The organism is Okeania sp. SIO2C9 (assembly GCF_010672455.1).
Taxonomy (GTDB): domain Bacteria; phylum Cyanobacteriota; class Cyanobacteriia; order Cyanobacteriales; family Microcoleaceae; genus Okeania.
Map to the genome: position 1 here is coordinate 1 of NZ_JAAHGO010000123.1, position 17104 is coordinate 17104.

The window sequence follows — 17104 nt, forward strand, 5'->3', positions numbered from 1 at the left end:
CTCCCTGGTTCACCAACAATAGTTGTGCCACTCACTTTTTTATGTTCTATCTATTAATTTGTTGGCTAAAATTTTGATTATCGTTCATGTATCTTTTCGTACTACATTGTGAAGTGCGGAATGTGGGATCTAATACAATCTTAGCTTTTGCTCCTTCCCAATGCAGTCTACTTAAATTTCCGACAAATTTTGCTCCAGTAATACTTTTCTCATATACACAATGTAAATTACTTTCTAGAAACAAAGCTCTAAATTATTTCTGAATCTGAATATATTCTTGACTAATAGCAATATAATCGTATTTGTAATTGCTTAAATCATAAATTTTATCAAGGGAATTTATGACTTGACTTCTCTCATTGCACTTAAATACATTTCTTCCCTTTGAGCCTTTGTTTTTTTTCAATACAACAGGATAATCAAAGTTTTGCTCAATATTATCTGCTATTTATTCTACATTAGAATCTTTCACATAACTAGAATATAACTCATTACAATTAGGATTTAAGTAACCCTTAGTTTTGGGAATATTAATATGAGATTTAAAATATTGATAAAAGTATTCTTTGTCACGGCATAAATGAGGAACTGATGATGAGTTGAGCGGTGCTGCCCAATTCACAAATACATGAGATTTGCCTCGATTTTTGACAACTACTAAATTTCCAGATTCATCTAGGATTTCATATTCATAGCCTAGATTATTACCGAATAATTAAGGTTTAAAGTCTCTCCTTTAAAGGAGAAAAAATAAAACAATTTCCTTTGAGTCAATCCTCTCCTTGAAAAGAAGAGGTAATTATTAATTATTAATTATTAATTGTTAATTGTTGAAAGGCTTTAATCAACATTGAAATGTTTTGATTCATAATTGAAGAAGGAAAAGGGAATAGAGAAGAAGGCAGAAGGGAAAATTGCTTATGGATAGTATTCGACAGGCCACTTCGTATCTACAAAGCCCAAACAATTTTAAACACCCCCGTTGACAACTGATAACTGTTAACTGAAATGACAGTGGGGAATTAAACCCACAAAAGAAAAGATTAATTAATTAATCAATATAAAACACCCTAATTAATAAATTCCGCCATACCTAAATAGCGAATTTCTTGAGGAGTAACTTCAAATCTACAGGGCAAAATTTCTACCCCTTCTTTAACAGCTTCTCTCAAGAGTTCACCATAATTAGGATCAGCAATATCTCCTGGGGAAAACTGATAACAATCTCCACGATTTATAAAAAATAAACATACTGCTCTTTCCCCTTTTTTAACTACTTCAATTAATTCTCGCAAATGCTTTTGCCCTCTTTCTGTAACTGTATCTGGAAATAAAGCAATTCGTTGATTTGCCCAAGTCGTATTTTTCACCTCAAGATAAATATTTTGACTCTGACTAATTAACTTAAAATCTACCCTACTTTTTTTGTCTTTCCCATAAACAACTTCTGGTTTAACTTCACAATAATCTCCCAATTCAGGAAATAAATATTCTGCCAAAGCTAACTTAATAATTCGATTAGGTAAAGCTGTATTAATTCCCACCCAAGTCGGTTCATTATCTGTTACTTGAATTAATTCCCAAGTATAAGCCAACTTTCGTTTAGGATTATTACTATGAGAAACCATCACAGGACTACCAGAAGCACAAACTCCTTTCATCGGGCCAGTATTTGCACAGTGAGCAGTAATAATTTCCCCAGATTTTAACTCTATATCTGCCAGAAACCTTTTATAACGTTTAATCAAAATTCCAGACTCAAGAGTGGGATAATTATAAGAGAATTTAGGAGGGTTATTCATAACTATTTGACAACAAACGATGTGACTTTTAAATTAATTGAAAAAAAGTTGATTAAAAATGATCGGTAAAATTACTTTGAAAATCAAACAAATAGATTATTGATAATATTTATTAGAGTTGAGTAAAATGATAATTATAGACTTTGATAATTTTTTTATGAGTTTAACATGACTTTAACAAAAACAATTGGTCAATTGCTAAAAAATCCTTCTCGCCTACCTAAAAATGTTATCTGGCGTTTTCCTAAGTCAAAATCTCATCAAAGACATATATTTGTTTTTGGCGCTCCTAGAACTGGAACTACTCTCATGAAATTAATACTAGGAGTTCATCCAAATTTAACCGGTCCTGGTTATGAAACAGGTATATTTATGTATAAAGAATTATTTAGTCTGCCATTTTCTGAACTTACTAAATCAGAAATAAAAGATATTCAGAAACAATCGCAGGATATTGTAGATTATTTTGACAGATTGGCTGAATGTACCTTAAAAAAAGTTGGCGGAACAAGATTTCTTGAAAAAACACCACCCCATGTATTGAGAATAGATTTTTTAGCTAAATATTTTCCTAATGCACAATTTATCAATATGTATCGGGATGGTCGAGACTGTTATTGTTCAGCTCGTAATCATGTAAACGTAGTTCAAGGAAAAAGCATTGAAAGATATGCTAAATATTGGAAAAAGTGTGTAGATGCTAGGCTAAATCAAGGAAGTAATCCAAATATTTTAGATGTTAAGTATGAAGAATTCACCTTATACCCAGAAACAGTAATTAAGCAAACTATGAATTTTCTGGGAGAAGATTATCATCCTAGCCAATTAGATCCAAATCAATATTCTCAAAATACAATTACTAACAGCAAAAGACCAGAATTTGCTCAACTATCTAAACCAATTAATAGTTCCAGAATAAATAGATATAAACAAGAATTAACTTCAGATAAAATCAATATAAATAAGTTTAATCAAATTGCCGGAAATCAACTAAAACAAATTGGATATGAAATTTAATTTCAATAAAATAAAACTAATGCAGGAACAATATTTTTTCCAAAAAATCTGTTCCTTTTCTAATTGAAATTTTCAAGATATGATTTAGTTAATTTTTATTTACTAAAACATTAGTCAAGTTAGTCTTAAAAATAATATTTTTTCAAATTAATTGAAATGTCTGAGATTAACGGTTTGCGAACTCATATACATAATGATAATAAAAAAATTACAAATCTCCAAATATCATTTTTGGCATTTAGGGAATTGCTATAGTGTTTTTATTTGAGATGTAAATCTAGGTAAGCATTCAGCTATCAGCATTCAGCATTCAGCTTTTGAAATAATCAAGAAATTACTAAGGTTAGCTGAAGAATTTTTTTTATAAATTTTAATTCTTCTTGGAGACTAATTCCTTTTTTGAGCTGATAATGAGCTAATAACTCATAGCTGATAGCTAACGGCTGAATGCTTACAAATCTAGATTGAGGTTTTTTATAAGAAAAAAAGCACGACATTTTATCAGCTTATATCCTTTTAGAGAGTTGAGTTTCTCTTTCTAAGCTTGAATTTTTCCTAAAATTAAATTAAGTTGAAAGTTCGTTCAGCTAGAAAAAATTAGATAATCGAAGTAAAATTTGCTTGGGAAAGTTATTTGACACCATCAAGTTTAGTAATTAGGGTTTGCTGAAAAAGCCTTATGGGTGAGGGTAGGAGACAACCCACCCCTAGCCCCTCCCAGGAGGGGAAGACAGGAGACAGGAGACAGGAGGAACGGGGTACTTAGAGGAGGTAGGAGTAACAACTATAAGAATGATTTTTCTGCCCAACTATGCGCCTAAAATACTAACTTTTTGAGGGTTTTAGACATGATACCAGGCACGTAAGCATTCAGCCGTCAGCTATCAGCTATTGCTTTTATCACTCACTAAAAGCAATATTTAATTAAGCTAGAAAAATCTGGCTAAAAGTCAACTCCAAAGTCTATATTTATTTAAACCTCGTCCTTAAGCATAAGGTATTATTGCTGATAGCCGATGGCTAATAGCTGAATGCTTACCCAGGCACTGCAATTCGACCCCAAAAAGGCACTTGTCTTTATATGTCAATACTTTTAGATTAGATCGGTAAGCCGTAATGATTTTTTCGTGCAAACTTTGTCTTTGAACGATTAATTTATGTACTAATTCTACCAGTTCATTTTGATTAGGAACGAATAGTTTTTTCGGTTCGATAAATAAAGGCTCAAGGTTAAAGTATTAGTAGAGACCTTCAAATTTTCCCTGATAAGTAATACAAGCAATTGAAGTACCTTGTCCTAGACAAGCAATGCCTAAGTGCATCCTGCCAGTAAGTACACAATCTATATGTTTAACTATTGCTTTAATTTCTCTAGCTAAACAATGGGATGAACAAAACCCAATATACGAATAATCCACAGCAATAAAGCATAAGTGGAGATTAATAAAGAAGATATTGGTAGCAAAATGGCAAGCAATAAATCACTCATAATAGTTCTCAAAAAGAATTGTCTTGAATATTTTTCAGATATGAACAAGATTCAGAAAGAGTTTAATAATTTTTGGAAATTATGTATATTTTGTCTAATTGTTCTCAATTATCAATACTTCCTTGAGAGGTTTTCAGGGAGACTGTGCTACCTTAAATTCTTCAGGTAAATAACCAACTGCAATCATCATAATTACTAAATCATAATCAGGAATTCCAGCAGTCATTTTTAGTTGCTTATCCTGTTTATTTTTAACACTCCAATTTAGACAACAAGTTCCCAAACCAAGAGAATGTAACCCATAAACTAATGACAAAGAAGAAAAAAACAAATCTCCGGTTTCCTATCGCTCAATACCGAATCGTGATTAAACTTAACTTTAAGCAACATCACTATTTGTAGTCGTGTCTAAATCAGAATCACAAAAATCCCCTCGTTCCCTAGCAGGAATAGCTGGCATCGTAGCAGTGGCCACATTAATTAGTAAAATATTTGGCCTAGTACGTCAACAGGCCATCGCCGCCGCCTTCGGAGTAGGTGCTGCAGTAGACGCCTATAACTACGCTTATGTCATACCCGGGTTTTTATTAGTCTTATTAGGAGGCATCAACGGACCCTTTCATAGTGCCATCGTTAGTGTCTTAGCAAAGCGCCATAAGTCAGAAGCTGCTCCACTGGTAGAAACTATAACCACTTTAGTTGGTGGAGTATTATTGTTAGTCACAATTGGCCTGATTATTTTTGCCGACCCATTAATTGACCTAGTAGCTCCAGGGTTAAGTCAAACCTCAAAAGGTCTAGAGATTCGGGCGATCGCTATCCAACAATTCCAGATTATGGCCCCAATGGCTTTACTGGCAGGATTAATTGGTATTGGTTTTGGAGCGCTTAATGCTGCGGATATGTATTGGTTGCCTTCTATTAGCCCCTTATTTTCTAGTGTGGCTTTAATAGGAGGACTTTTTATTTTAGCCTTACAGTTAGGGGAAAAAATTATTCAACCGAAATATGCCATGATTGGAGGTTTAGTTTTAGCCTGGGGCACCCTGATCGGGGCAATATTACAATGGTTGATTCAAGTTCCGGCGTTATGGCGAAATGGTTTAGGAAGGTTACGTTTCAGATTTAATTTTCGACATCCAGGAGTACGGCAAGTTACGAAAGTAATGATACCTGCTACTTTGTCTTCTGGAATGTTACATATTAATGTTTATACGGATTTATTTTTTGCTTCTTATATTCCTCAAGCTGCTGCTTCGTTGGCTTATTCTGGTTTGTTAGTACAGACTCCTTTGGGGATTATTTCTAATGTTATTTTGGTACCTTTTTTACCGATATTTTCTCGATTGGCGGAACCGGAAAGTTGGGATGAATTAAAATATAGAATTAGGCAAGCTTTGGTATTAACGGGAATTACAATGTTGCCTTTAAGTGCGATTATGGTTACATTAGCTTTGCCTATTGTGAGGGTGGTTTATGAACGTTATGCTTTTGATTTATCGGCATCAAATTTTGTGGCTTCTGTGTTGATGGCTTATGCGTTGGGAATGTTTGTTTATCTGGGAAGGGATGTTTTGGTTAGGGTTTTTTATGCTTTGGGAGATGGAGAGACTCCTTTTAAGATTAGTGTTATTAATATTTTTCTGAATGTGGTGTTGGATTATTTGTTAGTTAATGCTTTTGGTGCTCCTGGTTTGGTTTTGGCAACGGTGGGGGTTAATTTAATTTCAATGGTAATTTTTTTATGGTTATTAAATAGGAAAATTAATGGGTTGCCTTGGGGAGAATGGTTAAGACCTTTTACTGGTTTAATTGCTGGAGCTTTTGCAACTGGTTTGGTTTGTTGGAGTGTGCTTTGGGGTAGTCAGTTGGTGTTGGGAAGTGAGGGATTTTTTGTACAGTTATTGGAGCTTGGTTTAGCAAGTTTTTCGGGGTTAGGTATTTTTGGTTTGATAGTAATGAAAATGAATTTGCCAGAGGTTGATATTTTTGTTAGTCGAATTAGACAGAAATTGGGAATTTGATTTGCCATCCTCGTAGCTTTTATCTTTTTTTTTAACTAATAAAGCGATCGCTAGTTCAACTATTACCTGTAAGTCAAAAGTCAAAAGCTAAAGGTATTTTTAACTAGGTTTTTCCTACAGAAACCTTAAATAGGTAGTGCTATGTATTGCATTAAGAAAAGCGTTGATATTTTTATTTCTTTGTGACTACTACATCTATAATATATATAGGTGAAAAGTAGTCTTGATAATTTCCTCCTGAGTGCTTAATAAAATGAATCAACTATTTCCCTATACGCAATAGTCAGAAATTTCCCAACGAACCTTCCGAGTCTAGTGCTTAAGAAAATGAAACTTCTATTTCTCTATCCGCAATAGTCGGAAATTTCCCAACGAACCTCTGATGTGGAATTTTTCATTCCCTGAAGCTCATATTTACTAGAGGCAATAGTCAGAAATTTCCCAACGAACCTTCCGAGCCGAGTGCTTCAGAAAATGAATCAACTATTTCCCTATACGCAATAGTCGGAAATTTCCCAACGAACCTCTGATGTGGAATTTTTCATTCCCTGAAGCTCCTATTTACTAGAGGCAATAGTCAGAAATTTCCCAACTAACCTTCCGAGTCTAGTGCTTCAGAAAATGAAACTTCTATTTCTCTATCCGCAATAGTCGGAAATTTCCCAACGAACCTCTGATGTGGAATTTTTCATTCCCTGAAGCTCATATTTACTAGAGGCAATAGTCAGAAATTTTCCAACTAACCTTCCGAGCCGAGTGCTTCAGAAAATGAATTAACTATTTCCCTATACGCAATAGTCAGAAATTTCCCAACGAACCTTCCGAGCCGAGTGCTTCAGAAAATGAATCAACTATTTCCCTATACGCAATAGTCAGAAATTTCCCAACGAACCTTCCGAGTCGAGTGCTTCAGAAAATGAATCAACTATTTCCCTATACGCAATAGTCGGAAATTTCCCAACGAACCTCTGATGTGGAATTTTTCATTCCCTGAAGCTCATATTTACTAGAGGCAATAGTCAGAAATTTCCCAACGAACCTTCCGAGTCGAGTGCTTAATAAAATGAATCAACTATTTCCCTATACGCAATAGTCGGAAATTTCCCAACGAACCTCTGATGTGGAATTTTTCATTCCCTGAAGCTCATATTTACTAGAGGCAATAGTCGGAAATTTCCCAACGAACCTCTGATGTGGAATTTTTCATTCCCTGAAGCTCATATTTACTAGAGGCAATAGTCAGAAATTTCCCAACGAACCTTCCGAGCGAGTGCTTGATAAAATGAAGATTCTATTTCTCCATCCGCAATAGTCGGAAATTTAGAACGAACCTCTGAGTCGGAGTGCTTCAGAGAATGAAACTACTATTTCTCTATCCGCAATAGTCAGAAATTTACAACTCACCTCCAAGGTGGAGTGCTTCCAAAAATGAAGATTCTATTTCTCCATCCGCAATAGTCGGAAATTTAGAACGAACCTCTGAGTCGGAGTGCTTCAGAGAATGAAACTACTATTTCTCTATCCGCAATAGTAGAAAAGTTGAGTATCAGAAGCCAGAAAAACCTGAAACTATCTTTTTTCATTGAAGAGGAGCTAGAGAAAACACCAAAATACCCTCAACACCATATTTTTCAGTGGCCTAAGCTGAGTATATATGAGCGCACCTTTTCCATTATACTTATTCTAACCATAGAAAGTTTTTTTTGTCAACTAATTTTTATTCATCAGACATTATCAGGAATAATTAGTCAAAATTTCCATATACTTTCTCATCTTATTAATTACTCTCCCAAATTCAAAAGAGCAGACATATTTCCATCTGCTACTAAAACAAGAAAAATATCATTATTTATCACAACAACCTTTTCAACTTCTATTGTTTTAACTTCAATATTTGCATCAATTTCAGAAGGCAACTTTATTTTCTGAATATATTCATTAGCTTCATCTTTAGCTCGATTCAATTCTTGGTTTAAAGGAAAAGAAAGACGTTCTTCAATTTGCTGAAGCAAAACAGGTTGCAAAAGGAAATCTGCTGTTGAAATTAAAGTATTTTTTGTATCAATATCATAATCAAGTTCAACTACTTTAAGATTATTAGACGCTTGGTCATAGAAAATTTTACCCCAAAGATATAATACTCCTTTTGCTCCCTGAAGCAAACTGCCTTTATCAGTCTTAAAATCAACCTTAACAAGAATTTTTTCACCTGATGCAGATAAATTAATTTCATTAACAATGAGTTTCAGATTTTCATCAATAGACAAAGATTTACCTCTGACTTTAGATTGAAGAGTATTATTCAGTTCATCAAGGGAAACTTGCACAGGCAAATTTATTAAAAATTTATCTATTATCTGCTCTTGGAAAGTCAGATTAGGCAACGGCTTAAAATTAATAGCAGAAACTTCTTGACAAATACAAGTATCTACAAACATTTTAATTCCAATTCCAGATTGAACATTTTCACCATCGCTCAAATCAAACTCTTTAAAGCTAACACTTTGTGGTTCAGTTTTAATCCAAATTGAAGGGTCTTGATTTACCTTTTCTGACAAATGCAAATTATTCCATTGTTTTGTTACTTCTGCTTTTAGGTTTAAATTTTTAACAATTTCTGCGATTAATTTAGGCTTCTCTTTATTAATAGCTTTATCCACCTGTTTTTTCAGAATACTACGAATACTAATAGTACCAATATTTTTTATTGGTACTTCTGCTTTAGTTAAATTAGTCGATACATTTAGATTCGGTTGAATATTCCATTCATTATCTATTCCTAAAGAAAGATCACCAAAAATTGTACCTGCAATATTTGTCCGCGCACTAACTGGAATCTTATCAAAAAGTAAATTAATTTTACCTTTTATTCTTGCAGTTCCTGATATTGGAACTGAAAAAGTTATCAGATTACTTTTAGTGCCAATACTCAAATATTTGCGATTAATTTCGTAAGTAAGATTATCATTAGAGAGCAAATCTGTAGGGTCAGATTCTGTACCCACAAATGTCTGAGGAATATTCAGATTCAATGCTTTCTCAATATCAGTCAAAGGAATTTTTACAGGTAGATTTAATATACTTTCACTACGTTCAGGTTGTAATGTATTAGCTGACGTAAACTCCGGCAGTTTAGGTTGAATATTTATTCCCTTAAAAGCTGCTCTCGAAGAAAAAATAATAACAATTAGCACGAATATCATTAAAATAAAAAATTTTATTACTCGTGGAATAGAGGATATTTTCATTGATTTTATTTGTATAAATTTAAAATATTGAAACTTTGCTTACCCCCTCAAGTAAATAAGCCGTGGGGTAAACATTCAGTCGTTAGCTATCAGCTATAATTTATGAGTTATTAACTCATATATTGGAAAGATGAATTAGTCTCCAAAGAGTGAAATATAAATGAAATTGAACGTTAGCTAACCTTAGTAAGTTATACTAAATGAATGCATAGATAGTTACAGTAAAATGATGACAAAACAGTTAGTAAATTTGCTGAAGACATCGGGAAAAAAAATCAAATTATCCCTTGATAAAAAACAATTTCTTATAGTTTAATAATTATTTTGAGTCAATCATGGAACTGTTTTACTCTCAGAAAAAATAAATATTATAAATTCTTACCTCCTGAGTTCTGAGTTCCCCTCCTGGGAGGGGGAGGGGCGAGGGGTGGGTTGACTCCTAAAAACAAAGCCACTATAGCAATATTTTATGAAATTAGTATTATTATTACGTTCCAAAGCTGAATGCGAGCGCATTCCCTAGGAAAAGCTAAAACTAATATCTGAATGCTTACCCCGTGGGTTTGACAAATTAGAAAAATATAAGCATAATTTTTCCCATTCCCTACTCCCTTTTCCCCCCTTGTTTACTGTAACTATATTATTTTAGTTCGCAATAAAATCACAAATAAAAATAGATTAACAATAAAGATTTAGCCATCAGCTAGACTCTTACATAGGAACCGCGTTATCAGTTATAAGCTATGAATTATTAACTCATTATCCAGGAAATAGGAATTAGTCTCCAAGAAGTTAAATATGAATCAAATTGATCCTTAGCTAACCTTAGTAAGTTATTACGTTCAAAAGCTGTTTGCGAAGGCATGATCCAGGAAAAGCTGAATGCTAATAGCTGTTTGCGCAGCAGTCCGCAGGAAATGCTTACTATTAACATTTGACAAAACAGAATTTTTATGAATAGAATATTATCCTTCCTGGTTAAATACTCACTAAGAATCAAAGGTATTCTGAGTGGAAAAACTCAGCAAGTCAACTTATCTGAAGTATGGAGAGAAAATTGTCTAAAATTATGTCAAAAGAAACATTCGATTTTGTTATCCCCCTTTACAAAGTGCGTTGGAATACCCAAGCTGTTATAGAAGGAATTACTCACCACTACAAACCTCGAACTATCCACATAATAGCTCCAGAAACTGAGGCACAATTATTAGAACAAAAAGCTAAAGAATGGCAAGTTACTTCACTTTATACCCACAAGGAAGAATACTTTTTTCAAAATAATGGTCTGACAAAAGAAGCAATTTGTTCAGAACTTGATTTAGGTAAATCACTTTATAATCCTGGTTGGTTTTATCAGCAGTTATTAAAACTTGGTGCTTATGAAGGTATTGATAACCTAAGCGAATGGTTTGTTGTTTGGGATAGCGACCTACTTCCTGTTAATACTTGGCAACTCATAAGTACTCATCAAGAAACTACACAACACAAATTTGCACTTTTACAACACAATAAATATGGTAATCCTCATATCGTATCAAAATGGGCTAAATGGATTACCTCGGTACTTGGGGTTGAGCCACTTACAGACCATGAAGGTACATTTATTCCCCATCATATGTGGTTCAAACAAGAACATCTAAAATCATTTAAAAACCAAATAAAAAGCTATTTTCAATCAGACGAAAACTGGTTATTATTGATGATGCGCTCTGCTAATCAATTTGAAACCTTTAGTGAATATTGGTGTTACATTTCATGGGTAGCAGCAAAAGCTCCTGCTGACCTAGCTTTTTATCCATACGAAAATTATGGAGCTACAACTGAGCGATTTTTTGATGATGGTACTGGTCTATTTTCTGCTGCATTGAGAAGTTATCAGTCGAGAATATTTTCTACTGAAATTAATAGTTACCAATCAATAGTATCTAATCCAGCTATCTTTTCTCCTTCATATATAGATATAGAATCTTTTATTCGAGAAAAATACGAACCAGATGCGCTTCCCTCCTCTTTATCTTTTGAAAGTAGTCCGCGACATCTCAAGAAAGATAGAAAAAATACCCATATTGAAGAGCAACGTTCTCAATGGAACCCGCGCAAATTTAAATCTGACCTATGCTTAAATTTAGGGTGCGGAGCGAGACATCTAGATGGTTATATCAATGTAGACAAGTTTGGAGATCCTGACATTAGATTAGATTTAGAAACATTTCCTTGGCCGTGGGAAAATAATAGCGTGGCAGAAATTGAAATGAGTCATGTATTAGAACATCTGGGACAACAGACAGAAATCTATCTGAAAATTATTCAGGAAATATACAGAATATGTAAACCAGGGGCAAAGGTGCATATCAAAGTTCCCCACCATCGCCACGATAACCTCCTACATGACCCTACTCATGTACGTCCAATTACTCCCTATGGTTTAAGTATGTTTTCTCAAAAACTAAACAAAGAGCGACAGGAAAAAGGATATCCTACTACGCCACTGGGTATATATTTGGGTGTGAATTTTGAGTTGGTAGAAACTCGCTATATCCCTAGTGAACTTTGGTATGAACGTGAGAGAAATCGGATTGATGATACAGAATATCTTTTGCAACAAAGTTCTCTATACAATAATCTTGTCCAAGAGTTAGACATGACATTAGTGGCAATAAAATAGTGAAGGAAAAAGGAATCCTTTCTAGCTCCTAATTCCTACTCCTGTAAAATCATACTTTTATTCAGCAACGCCCATTTTTTTGTCTCTCTCTACTTATGAGAAATATTGGCACATTAATTGTCTCAATATCAAACATTTGTAGAGGTCGCCCTAGAATAACAGAAACTAGAATTTTTGTCTCCAGTATTGCTGAGGAATTAACAAACCAACTGCAAAAATTAAAATTAATCCTTCCAAAGCAAATATTAAACTTATTCCCATTTTTTCAATCAGACTACCAGTAAAAGTAAAGCCAAGAATTCCTCCTGCTCGGAGTGCAGTTCTAAACAAAGAAATACCTCTTCCCAAAAAATCTGGAGCAACTAAATCTGTTATTAGAGCAGAACTAGGACCTAAAGCAACATAAGACAAAAAAGATATTCCACAAGCAGCTAAATAAAATTGCCATAGAGATACTGCACTTGCAAGAGAAAAAATGCCCAATGCACCTATTAAATAACATGAAATTAGTATTGGTTTATGACCAAATTTATCGCTCATCCAACCACTTAGAGGGGAAAATAAAAAAGAAATACTAGCACTGAAACCCATCACAAAAGAAATATGTCTCAACAGAAAACCTTGCTGGTTCATAGCCAAAGAAATACCTAAATTACCCCCAAAAGAAACCGACCCCATTATAACAGTAGCTATTAGCATTGATAAAAATTCTTTCGACCATTTTTTTGTGAACTGTTCAGTTCTTTTCTCTGTTAAGGAAGTATTAGAGAGAGGTTTATCCTCCAAAAATAATTCCGATAAAGCAAAAATGCAAGAAAACAAACAAACAAATTTAAACATAGTTGAATAACCCCATAGATCGGCAATAGGACCAAATGTTAAACCTGCTAATAATCCAGCCAAAGCTGCTATAACAGAAAATATGCCAAATACTTTTCCTCTTTCCTCTGGTACGCTCAATAAACCGACTAGAGTAATATTAAGATTAATACCAATACCTAGATAAAAACACCAAACAATACTTGTCAATGTAGCTAGTTGCCAAATATTATTAACTTGACCTATTAACCAGATAGCTGGAATACTAGCTACGGTACTAGCAATAAGCAAGATTTTTTTGTTTCCGAGTTTATCCCCTAACCAACCGCCAAAAAAATTCCCAGTAATTAAAGCAATTTGCAAAAAAGACATATAGTAACCTACTAATTGGGAATTAGCATCTAAATATATTGCATATATTGGTAATAGAGGAGATAAACCTCTAGCTACCATAGCTACTGAAAGTCGATGTAAACCAAGGGCTAACATTTGTTTTTTATTCATCTTAAAGCTATAAAATTGAGCATTTTTTTTACTATCAAAAAATTCACTTATTCAGGTCGTTCAAATGAAAACTCAAGATTATTCTTGGTATTGCATGGTAGATGGCATAGTATATCCTCAATTTGTTACTGAAGAAAAAGTAAATACTATGCTGACTCGCTTCAAAACCAGAAATGAAGATATTTTTTTTGTTTCTTACATAAAATCTGGCAATACTTGGCTAAAGCAGATTTTGTTACTTTTAACTCATGACGGCAATCAACCTAATTTAACTATGATGGAGGCTTTTCCCTGGCTAGAACTTTGTTTACCTCCATCTCCAGATCCTGCTAGAGAACATTCTTACGAGTATTTTGAATCTCTCCCATCCCCTCGAATCTTAACTTTTCATGGCTGGCCTCATTTAATACCCGAAGGACTTCCGAATACAAAATACATATTTTTAATCAGAAATCCTAAAGATGTTGCTGTTTCTATGTATCATCATTTGAGAGGAAAAAAGAGCATATCTTATCAGGGAAATTGGGATGAATTTTTTGAATTATATTTATCAGGTCAGATACATTATGGAAGTTGGTTTGATTTTCACTTGCATTGGGAAAAATTTTTATCATCTCGTCAACAAGTCTTATACCTTACATACGAAGAATTGCAGAAAAATATCAAAACTTGTCTGCGTAAATTAGCAGCTTTTTTGGAAATTAAAGTTTCAGAAGAAGTTATAGATAAAGTAGCAATTGGCAGTAGATTAGATGAGATGAAAAAAAATGATAAAGCTAATTGTAATTGGATGATAATTAATCAAAATGAAGCTCCACATTTAAGAAAAGGAATAGTAGGAGACTGGCGTAATTATTTTACAGATAAACAAAATCAACGTTTCAATGACCTATATACAAAAAAAATGTCTCGCTCTAAATTTAAAGATTATTGGGATGAATCTATTTTAGGAATTACCCTAGAAGATTATTCATTAATGGATAATGGATAATTACCTCTGGTTAAAACCGTAACGGAATTGAGTATAAGGAAATATTATTTCTTTTTTTCACCTTTATTGGGTCCGCGTTTTAACCTGAATTATTTAATTAGGGTTTGCTGATTAAATCTAAAAGCATTGACATATAAAGGTTGAGCGCATTTTTTAGTAAAAAAAAGTCCAAGCTTTTAGGTCGTAATGGTTCAAAAAATTAGCATTTTAGGCGCATAGTTGCGCAGAATAATCCCTTGATTATTCTTCCTTCTACCTCCTCTATAATTCCCCTGACTCCTGTCTTCCCCTCCCCTCCACGGTCGGGGGAGGTGCTAGGGGTGGGTTGTCTCCTGTCTCCTATCTCCTACCCTTACCCATAAGACTTTTGAGCGCAAACCCTAATTATTAATTATTAATTATTCGGTAAATAAATAGAAGTAGAAAAATATATTTAATCCGACAGAGGAAGTCCGCGATCGCTGACGACATTTAGTACCCTGAAAAATTTTGCCCTGAGTTAGGATCGCCTTTATAAAATATAGAAATAAACTTTCTATGATTCTCAAGAAACATCAACACTAAAGCGAGTTTTAGGCATAACTAAAGCTTCCTTTTTTTTTACTAAGATGCTCAACATTGTTCAATCACAAGCAAAAAATCAAGAACGAGATTAGAGATGTATTTTTTCTTTCTAAGTTATGTTGATAAATAAATTTTAATGCTTTGAATTTAGTAGCGATCGCCTAATTTTATGAGTAGTTAATTAAGTTAATTAGCTTCAGGATTATTTATGCCTAAGTTTCCGACTCTAATTCAAAAGATACATCTTCATAAAGGTCGGCTAAACTACCTTCAAATCCAATACTTTTCAGTTGAAATATAAATTTTTATGCCGTGCCGTGTAAAATCCCAATATCTACAACCCATTATCCCCAGGCCGAAAACATTCTACTCTCTGCCATTTTGGATTAATTAAAACGTACTCTTGTAAACTATCTAAAGTTTGATAATCAGCAAATTTATCTCCTCTATCAAAAGCTTCTGTAGAATCAGAAATAACTTCTACAATGAAACAAGAAAAACTTTTATAATTAGTAGTTTCTTGGTCTCGTTTGTCACAAGTTACCATCACATCAGGATAATAGAATTTATTCTTATTTTTAGTTTCAATTCTGGCTTTCATGTCAGAAATATAAACTCGACAACCACGACCTCTAACATGACTACGAAGCAATGCTGCTAAATTAAGAGATATTGTGACATGAGCATCACTAGCTCCAGCCATTGCATAAATTTCTCCATCAATATATTCATGTTTAATCTGGCTTTTTTCTTCCATTTGAAGATACTCTTCTGGGGTGATACTAAAATTTTTGAGAGAAGCAATTATAGCTAAATATTTAAAATAATTTTATCCTTACAGTAACAGAAAAAAATTAAATTTTCCGTTCTGTAGCAATATGAAATGATTCCTGAAAAAAAACTGTCGGGAGTTTGGTCATATCAATCCCATTTTTGCTTGGGTTTGAAGACCAAAATACGATAAGATTTTACAACCTATTTAGGATTGCTATAGCATTCAAGATTTTGATAAAAAAAAGTATTTGCTATACTAGCTAGATTAATTTTTTACTGTGCAACTATGGTTGTAATTTAAGTTCTTGAGACATAGCTTTACAATTTTCTAACAGAAACCAATACAGCCAAATAAATAAAATTCTCAATATTAACCAAGACGAAAAAGTCTGCTATTGTATAAAATTCCAGAATACAAAAGGTGTTGTAACTAGCATCATTCCTATTCGTATCCATAATACTGTAGTTATCAGTTTTGGTAGTTTCAAAAGAATTCTCTTTAACCAAAAAGCAAATATCAGAAAGAAAACTCCAAAAATTAAAGTAATTCCCTGATCGATATAGAAACCGATTAACTCCTCAGGGCTATATATCGAGCTTAGATATTCTATATTAATAAATAACCCTAAATTACCTATTATAACTATTATAAAAAGTAAACCTATGCCTAAAAAACAGCTTCTCAGCGAACCCAGTGTCATTGAACTCATTAAACCCTTTTTTATTTGTATATTATTCCGGTTCACATTGTATTTTATTAAACCTGAAAGAGTACTTTTAAAACTGACACTATAGTTGGCTACTTCGGCACTTTCACTAACTTCAAAATTATGAATAGAAGATACAGCTAGTACATTTAGTACATTTCTTTGCTCAGAAACTATTTGATTATCGTAAATGATATATTCTTTACCACTCGATTCACAAATTAACTCTAATTCATGCTCTCCCACACTAAAACGAGTTTTAGGCATAACTAAATATTCCTTTTTTAACTAAGATACTTACCCTAAACTACCAAAAATTTTAAATTATAATCACAAATTAAGCAGGTAGCTATAAATACAAATTAAAATGAAGGTAAGCATTCAGCTATTAGCGGTCAGCTCTTCCTAGGTCATGCTGCGCAAACAGCTTTTTAATAGACATTTCCAGAAAAGAGGGAGTAGGGAGTAAAGGGGAAAGAATTGATAATTGCTGTAGGATA

Annotated in this window: 11 protein-coding genes and 1 pseudogene; 5 read left to right on the top strand and 7 right to left on the bottom strand. The window is 33.3% G+C overall.

What is annotated here, in order from left to right; all coding sequences use genetic code 11:
* Positions 1-253: 253 nt before the first annotated feature.
* The gene (locus F6K23_RS42565; RefSeq protein ID WP_367267943.1) at positions 254-448 is read right to left on the bottom strand and encodes a hypothetical protein; all 195 of its coding nucleotides are present in this window, start codon (positions 446-448) and stop codon (positions 254-256) included.
* Positions 449-1070: 622 nt separating this feature from the next.
* Complete coding sequence (gene sfsA, locus F6K23_RS37875) at positions 1071-1802, bottom strand: DNA/RNA nuclease SfsA (protein WP_293165973.1); 732 nt, start codon at positions 1800-1802, stop codon at positions 1071-1073.
* A gap of 168 nt (positions 1803-1970) precedes the next feature.
* Here sfsA and F6K23_RS37880 point away from each other — a divergent pair, with 168 nt between their 5' ends.
* Positions 1971-2819, top strand: coding sequence for a sulfotransferase (locus tag F6K23_RS37880; protein WP_293165975.1), 849 nt, complete (start codon positions 1971-1973; stop codon positions 2817-2819).
* Between the two features lie 1622 nt (positions 2820-4441).
* Here F6K23_RS37880 and F6K23_RS37885 read toward each other — a convergent pair.
* Positions 4442-4639 carry a hypothetical protein gene (locus tag F6K23_RS37885; protein WP_293165976.1) on the bottom strand — a complete coding sequence of 66 codons (198 nt, stop codon included), beginning with the start codon at positions 4637-4639 and terminating at the stop codon, positions 4442-4444.
* 73 nt (positions 4640-4712) lie between these two features.
* Between F6K23_RS37885 and murJ the strand changes: the two genes are divergently transcribed.
* Positions 4713-6332, top strand: a complete 1620-nt coding sequence (murJ, locus tag F6K23_RS37890) for a murein biosynthesis integral membrane protein MurJ (protein ID WP_293165978.1) — start codon at positions 4713-4715, stop codon at positions 6330-6332.
* 1781 nt (positions 6333-8113) lie between these two features.
* Here the strand turns inward: murJ and F6K23_RS37895 are convergent.
* Positions 8114-9580 (bottom strand): DUF4403 family protein, encoded by a 1467-nt coding sequence (locus tag F6K23_RS37895; protein ID WP_367267942.1) that lies wholly within the window; start codon positions 9578-9580, stop codon positions 8114-8116.
* A 1069-nt stretch (positions 9581-10649) separates the two neighbouring features.
* Between F6K23_RS37895 and F6K23_RS37900 the strand changes: the two genes are divergently transcribed.
* Both F6K23_RS37900 and F6K23_RS42570 read left to right on the top strand, forming a co-directional pair.
* Positions 10650-12245 carry a DUF6492 family protein gene (locus tag F6K23_RS37900; RefSeq protein ID WP_293165980.1) on the top strand — a complete coding sequence of 532 codons (1596 nt, stop codon included), beginning with the start codon at positions 10650-10652 and terminating at the stop codon, positions 12243-12245.
* Between the two features lie 95 nt (positions 12246-12340).
* Positions 12341-12409, top strand: a pseudogene (locus F6K23_RS42570) (hypothetical protein); the annotation flags it as partial.
* 1 nt (position 12410) lies between these two features.
* Here the strand turns inward: F6K23_RS42570 and F6K23_RS37905 are convergent.
* Positions 12411-13568 (bottom strand): MFS transporter, encoded by a 1158-nt coding sequence (locus tag F6K23_RS37905; protein ID WP_293165982.1) that lies wholly within the window; start codon positions 13566-13568, stop codon positions 12411-12413.
* A 64-nt stretch (positions 13569-13632) separates the two neighbouring features.
* Here F6K23_RS37905 and F6K23_RS37910 point away from each other — a divergent pair, with 64 nt between their 5' ends.
* The gene (locus F6K23_RS37910; protein ID WP_293165984.1) at positions 13633-14559 is read left to right on the top strand and encodes a sulfotransferase domain-containing protein; all 927 of its coding nucleotides are present in this window, start codon (positions 13633-13635) and stop codon (positions 14557-14559) included.
* A gap of 898 nt (positions 14560-15457) precedes the next feature.
* Here the strand turns inward: F6K23_RS37910 and F6K23_RS37915 are convergent.
* Complete coding sequence (locus tag F6K23_RS37915) at positions 15458-15880, bottom strand: Uma2 family endonuclease (RefSeq protein ID WP_375340826.1); 423 nt, start codon at positions 15878-15880, stop codon at positions 15458-15460.
* Positions 15881-16289: 409 nt separating this feature from the next.
* Positions 16290-16871, bottom strand: a complete 582-nt coding sequence (locus F6K23_RS37920) for a hypothetical protein (protein WP_293165986.1) — start codon at positions 16869-16871, stop codon at positions 16290-16292.
* Positions 16872-17104 lie beyond the last annotated feature (233 nt).

Excerpts from the sequence above, each read along its gene's own strand:
- F6K23_RS37905 (WP_293165982.1), bottom strand. The coding sequence starts at position 13,568 with ATGAATAAAAAACAAATGTTAGCCCTTGGTTTACATCGACTTTCAGTA.
- F6K23_RS37880 (WP_293165975.1), top strand. The coding sequence starts at position 1,971 with ATGACTTTAACAAAAACAATTGGTCAATTGCTAAAAAATCCTTCTCGC.
- F6K23_RS37900 (WP_293165980.1), top strand. The coding sequence starts at position 10,650 with ATGTCAAAAGAAACATTCGATTTTGTTATCCCCCTTTACAAAGTGCGT.
- F6K23_RS37915 (WP_375340826.1), bottom strand. The coding sequence starts at position 15,880 with ATGGAAGAAAAAAGCCAGATTAAACATGAATATATTGATGGAGAAATT.
- F6K23_RS37910 (WP_293165984.1), top strand. The coding sequence starts at position 13,633 with ATGAAAACTCAAGATTATTCTTGGTATTGCATGGTAGATGGCATAGTA.
- sfsA (WP_293165973.1), bottom strand. The coding sequence starts at position 1,802 with ATGAATAACCCTCCTAAATTCTCTTATAATTATCCCACTCTTGAGTCT.
- F6K23_RS37920 (WP_293165986.1), bottom strand. The coding sequence starts at position 16,871 with ATGCCTAAAACTCGTTTTAGTGTGGGAGAGCATGAATTAGAGTTAATT.
- F6K23_RS37895 (WP_367267942.1), bottom strand. The coding sequence starts at position 9,580 with ATGAAAATATCCTCTATTCCACGAGTAATAAAATTTTTTATTTTAATG.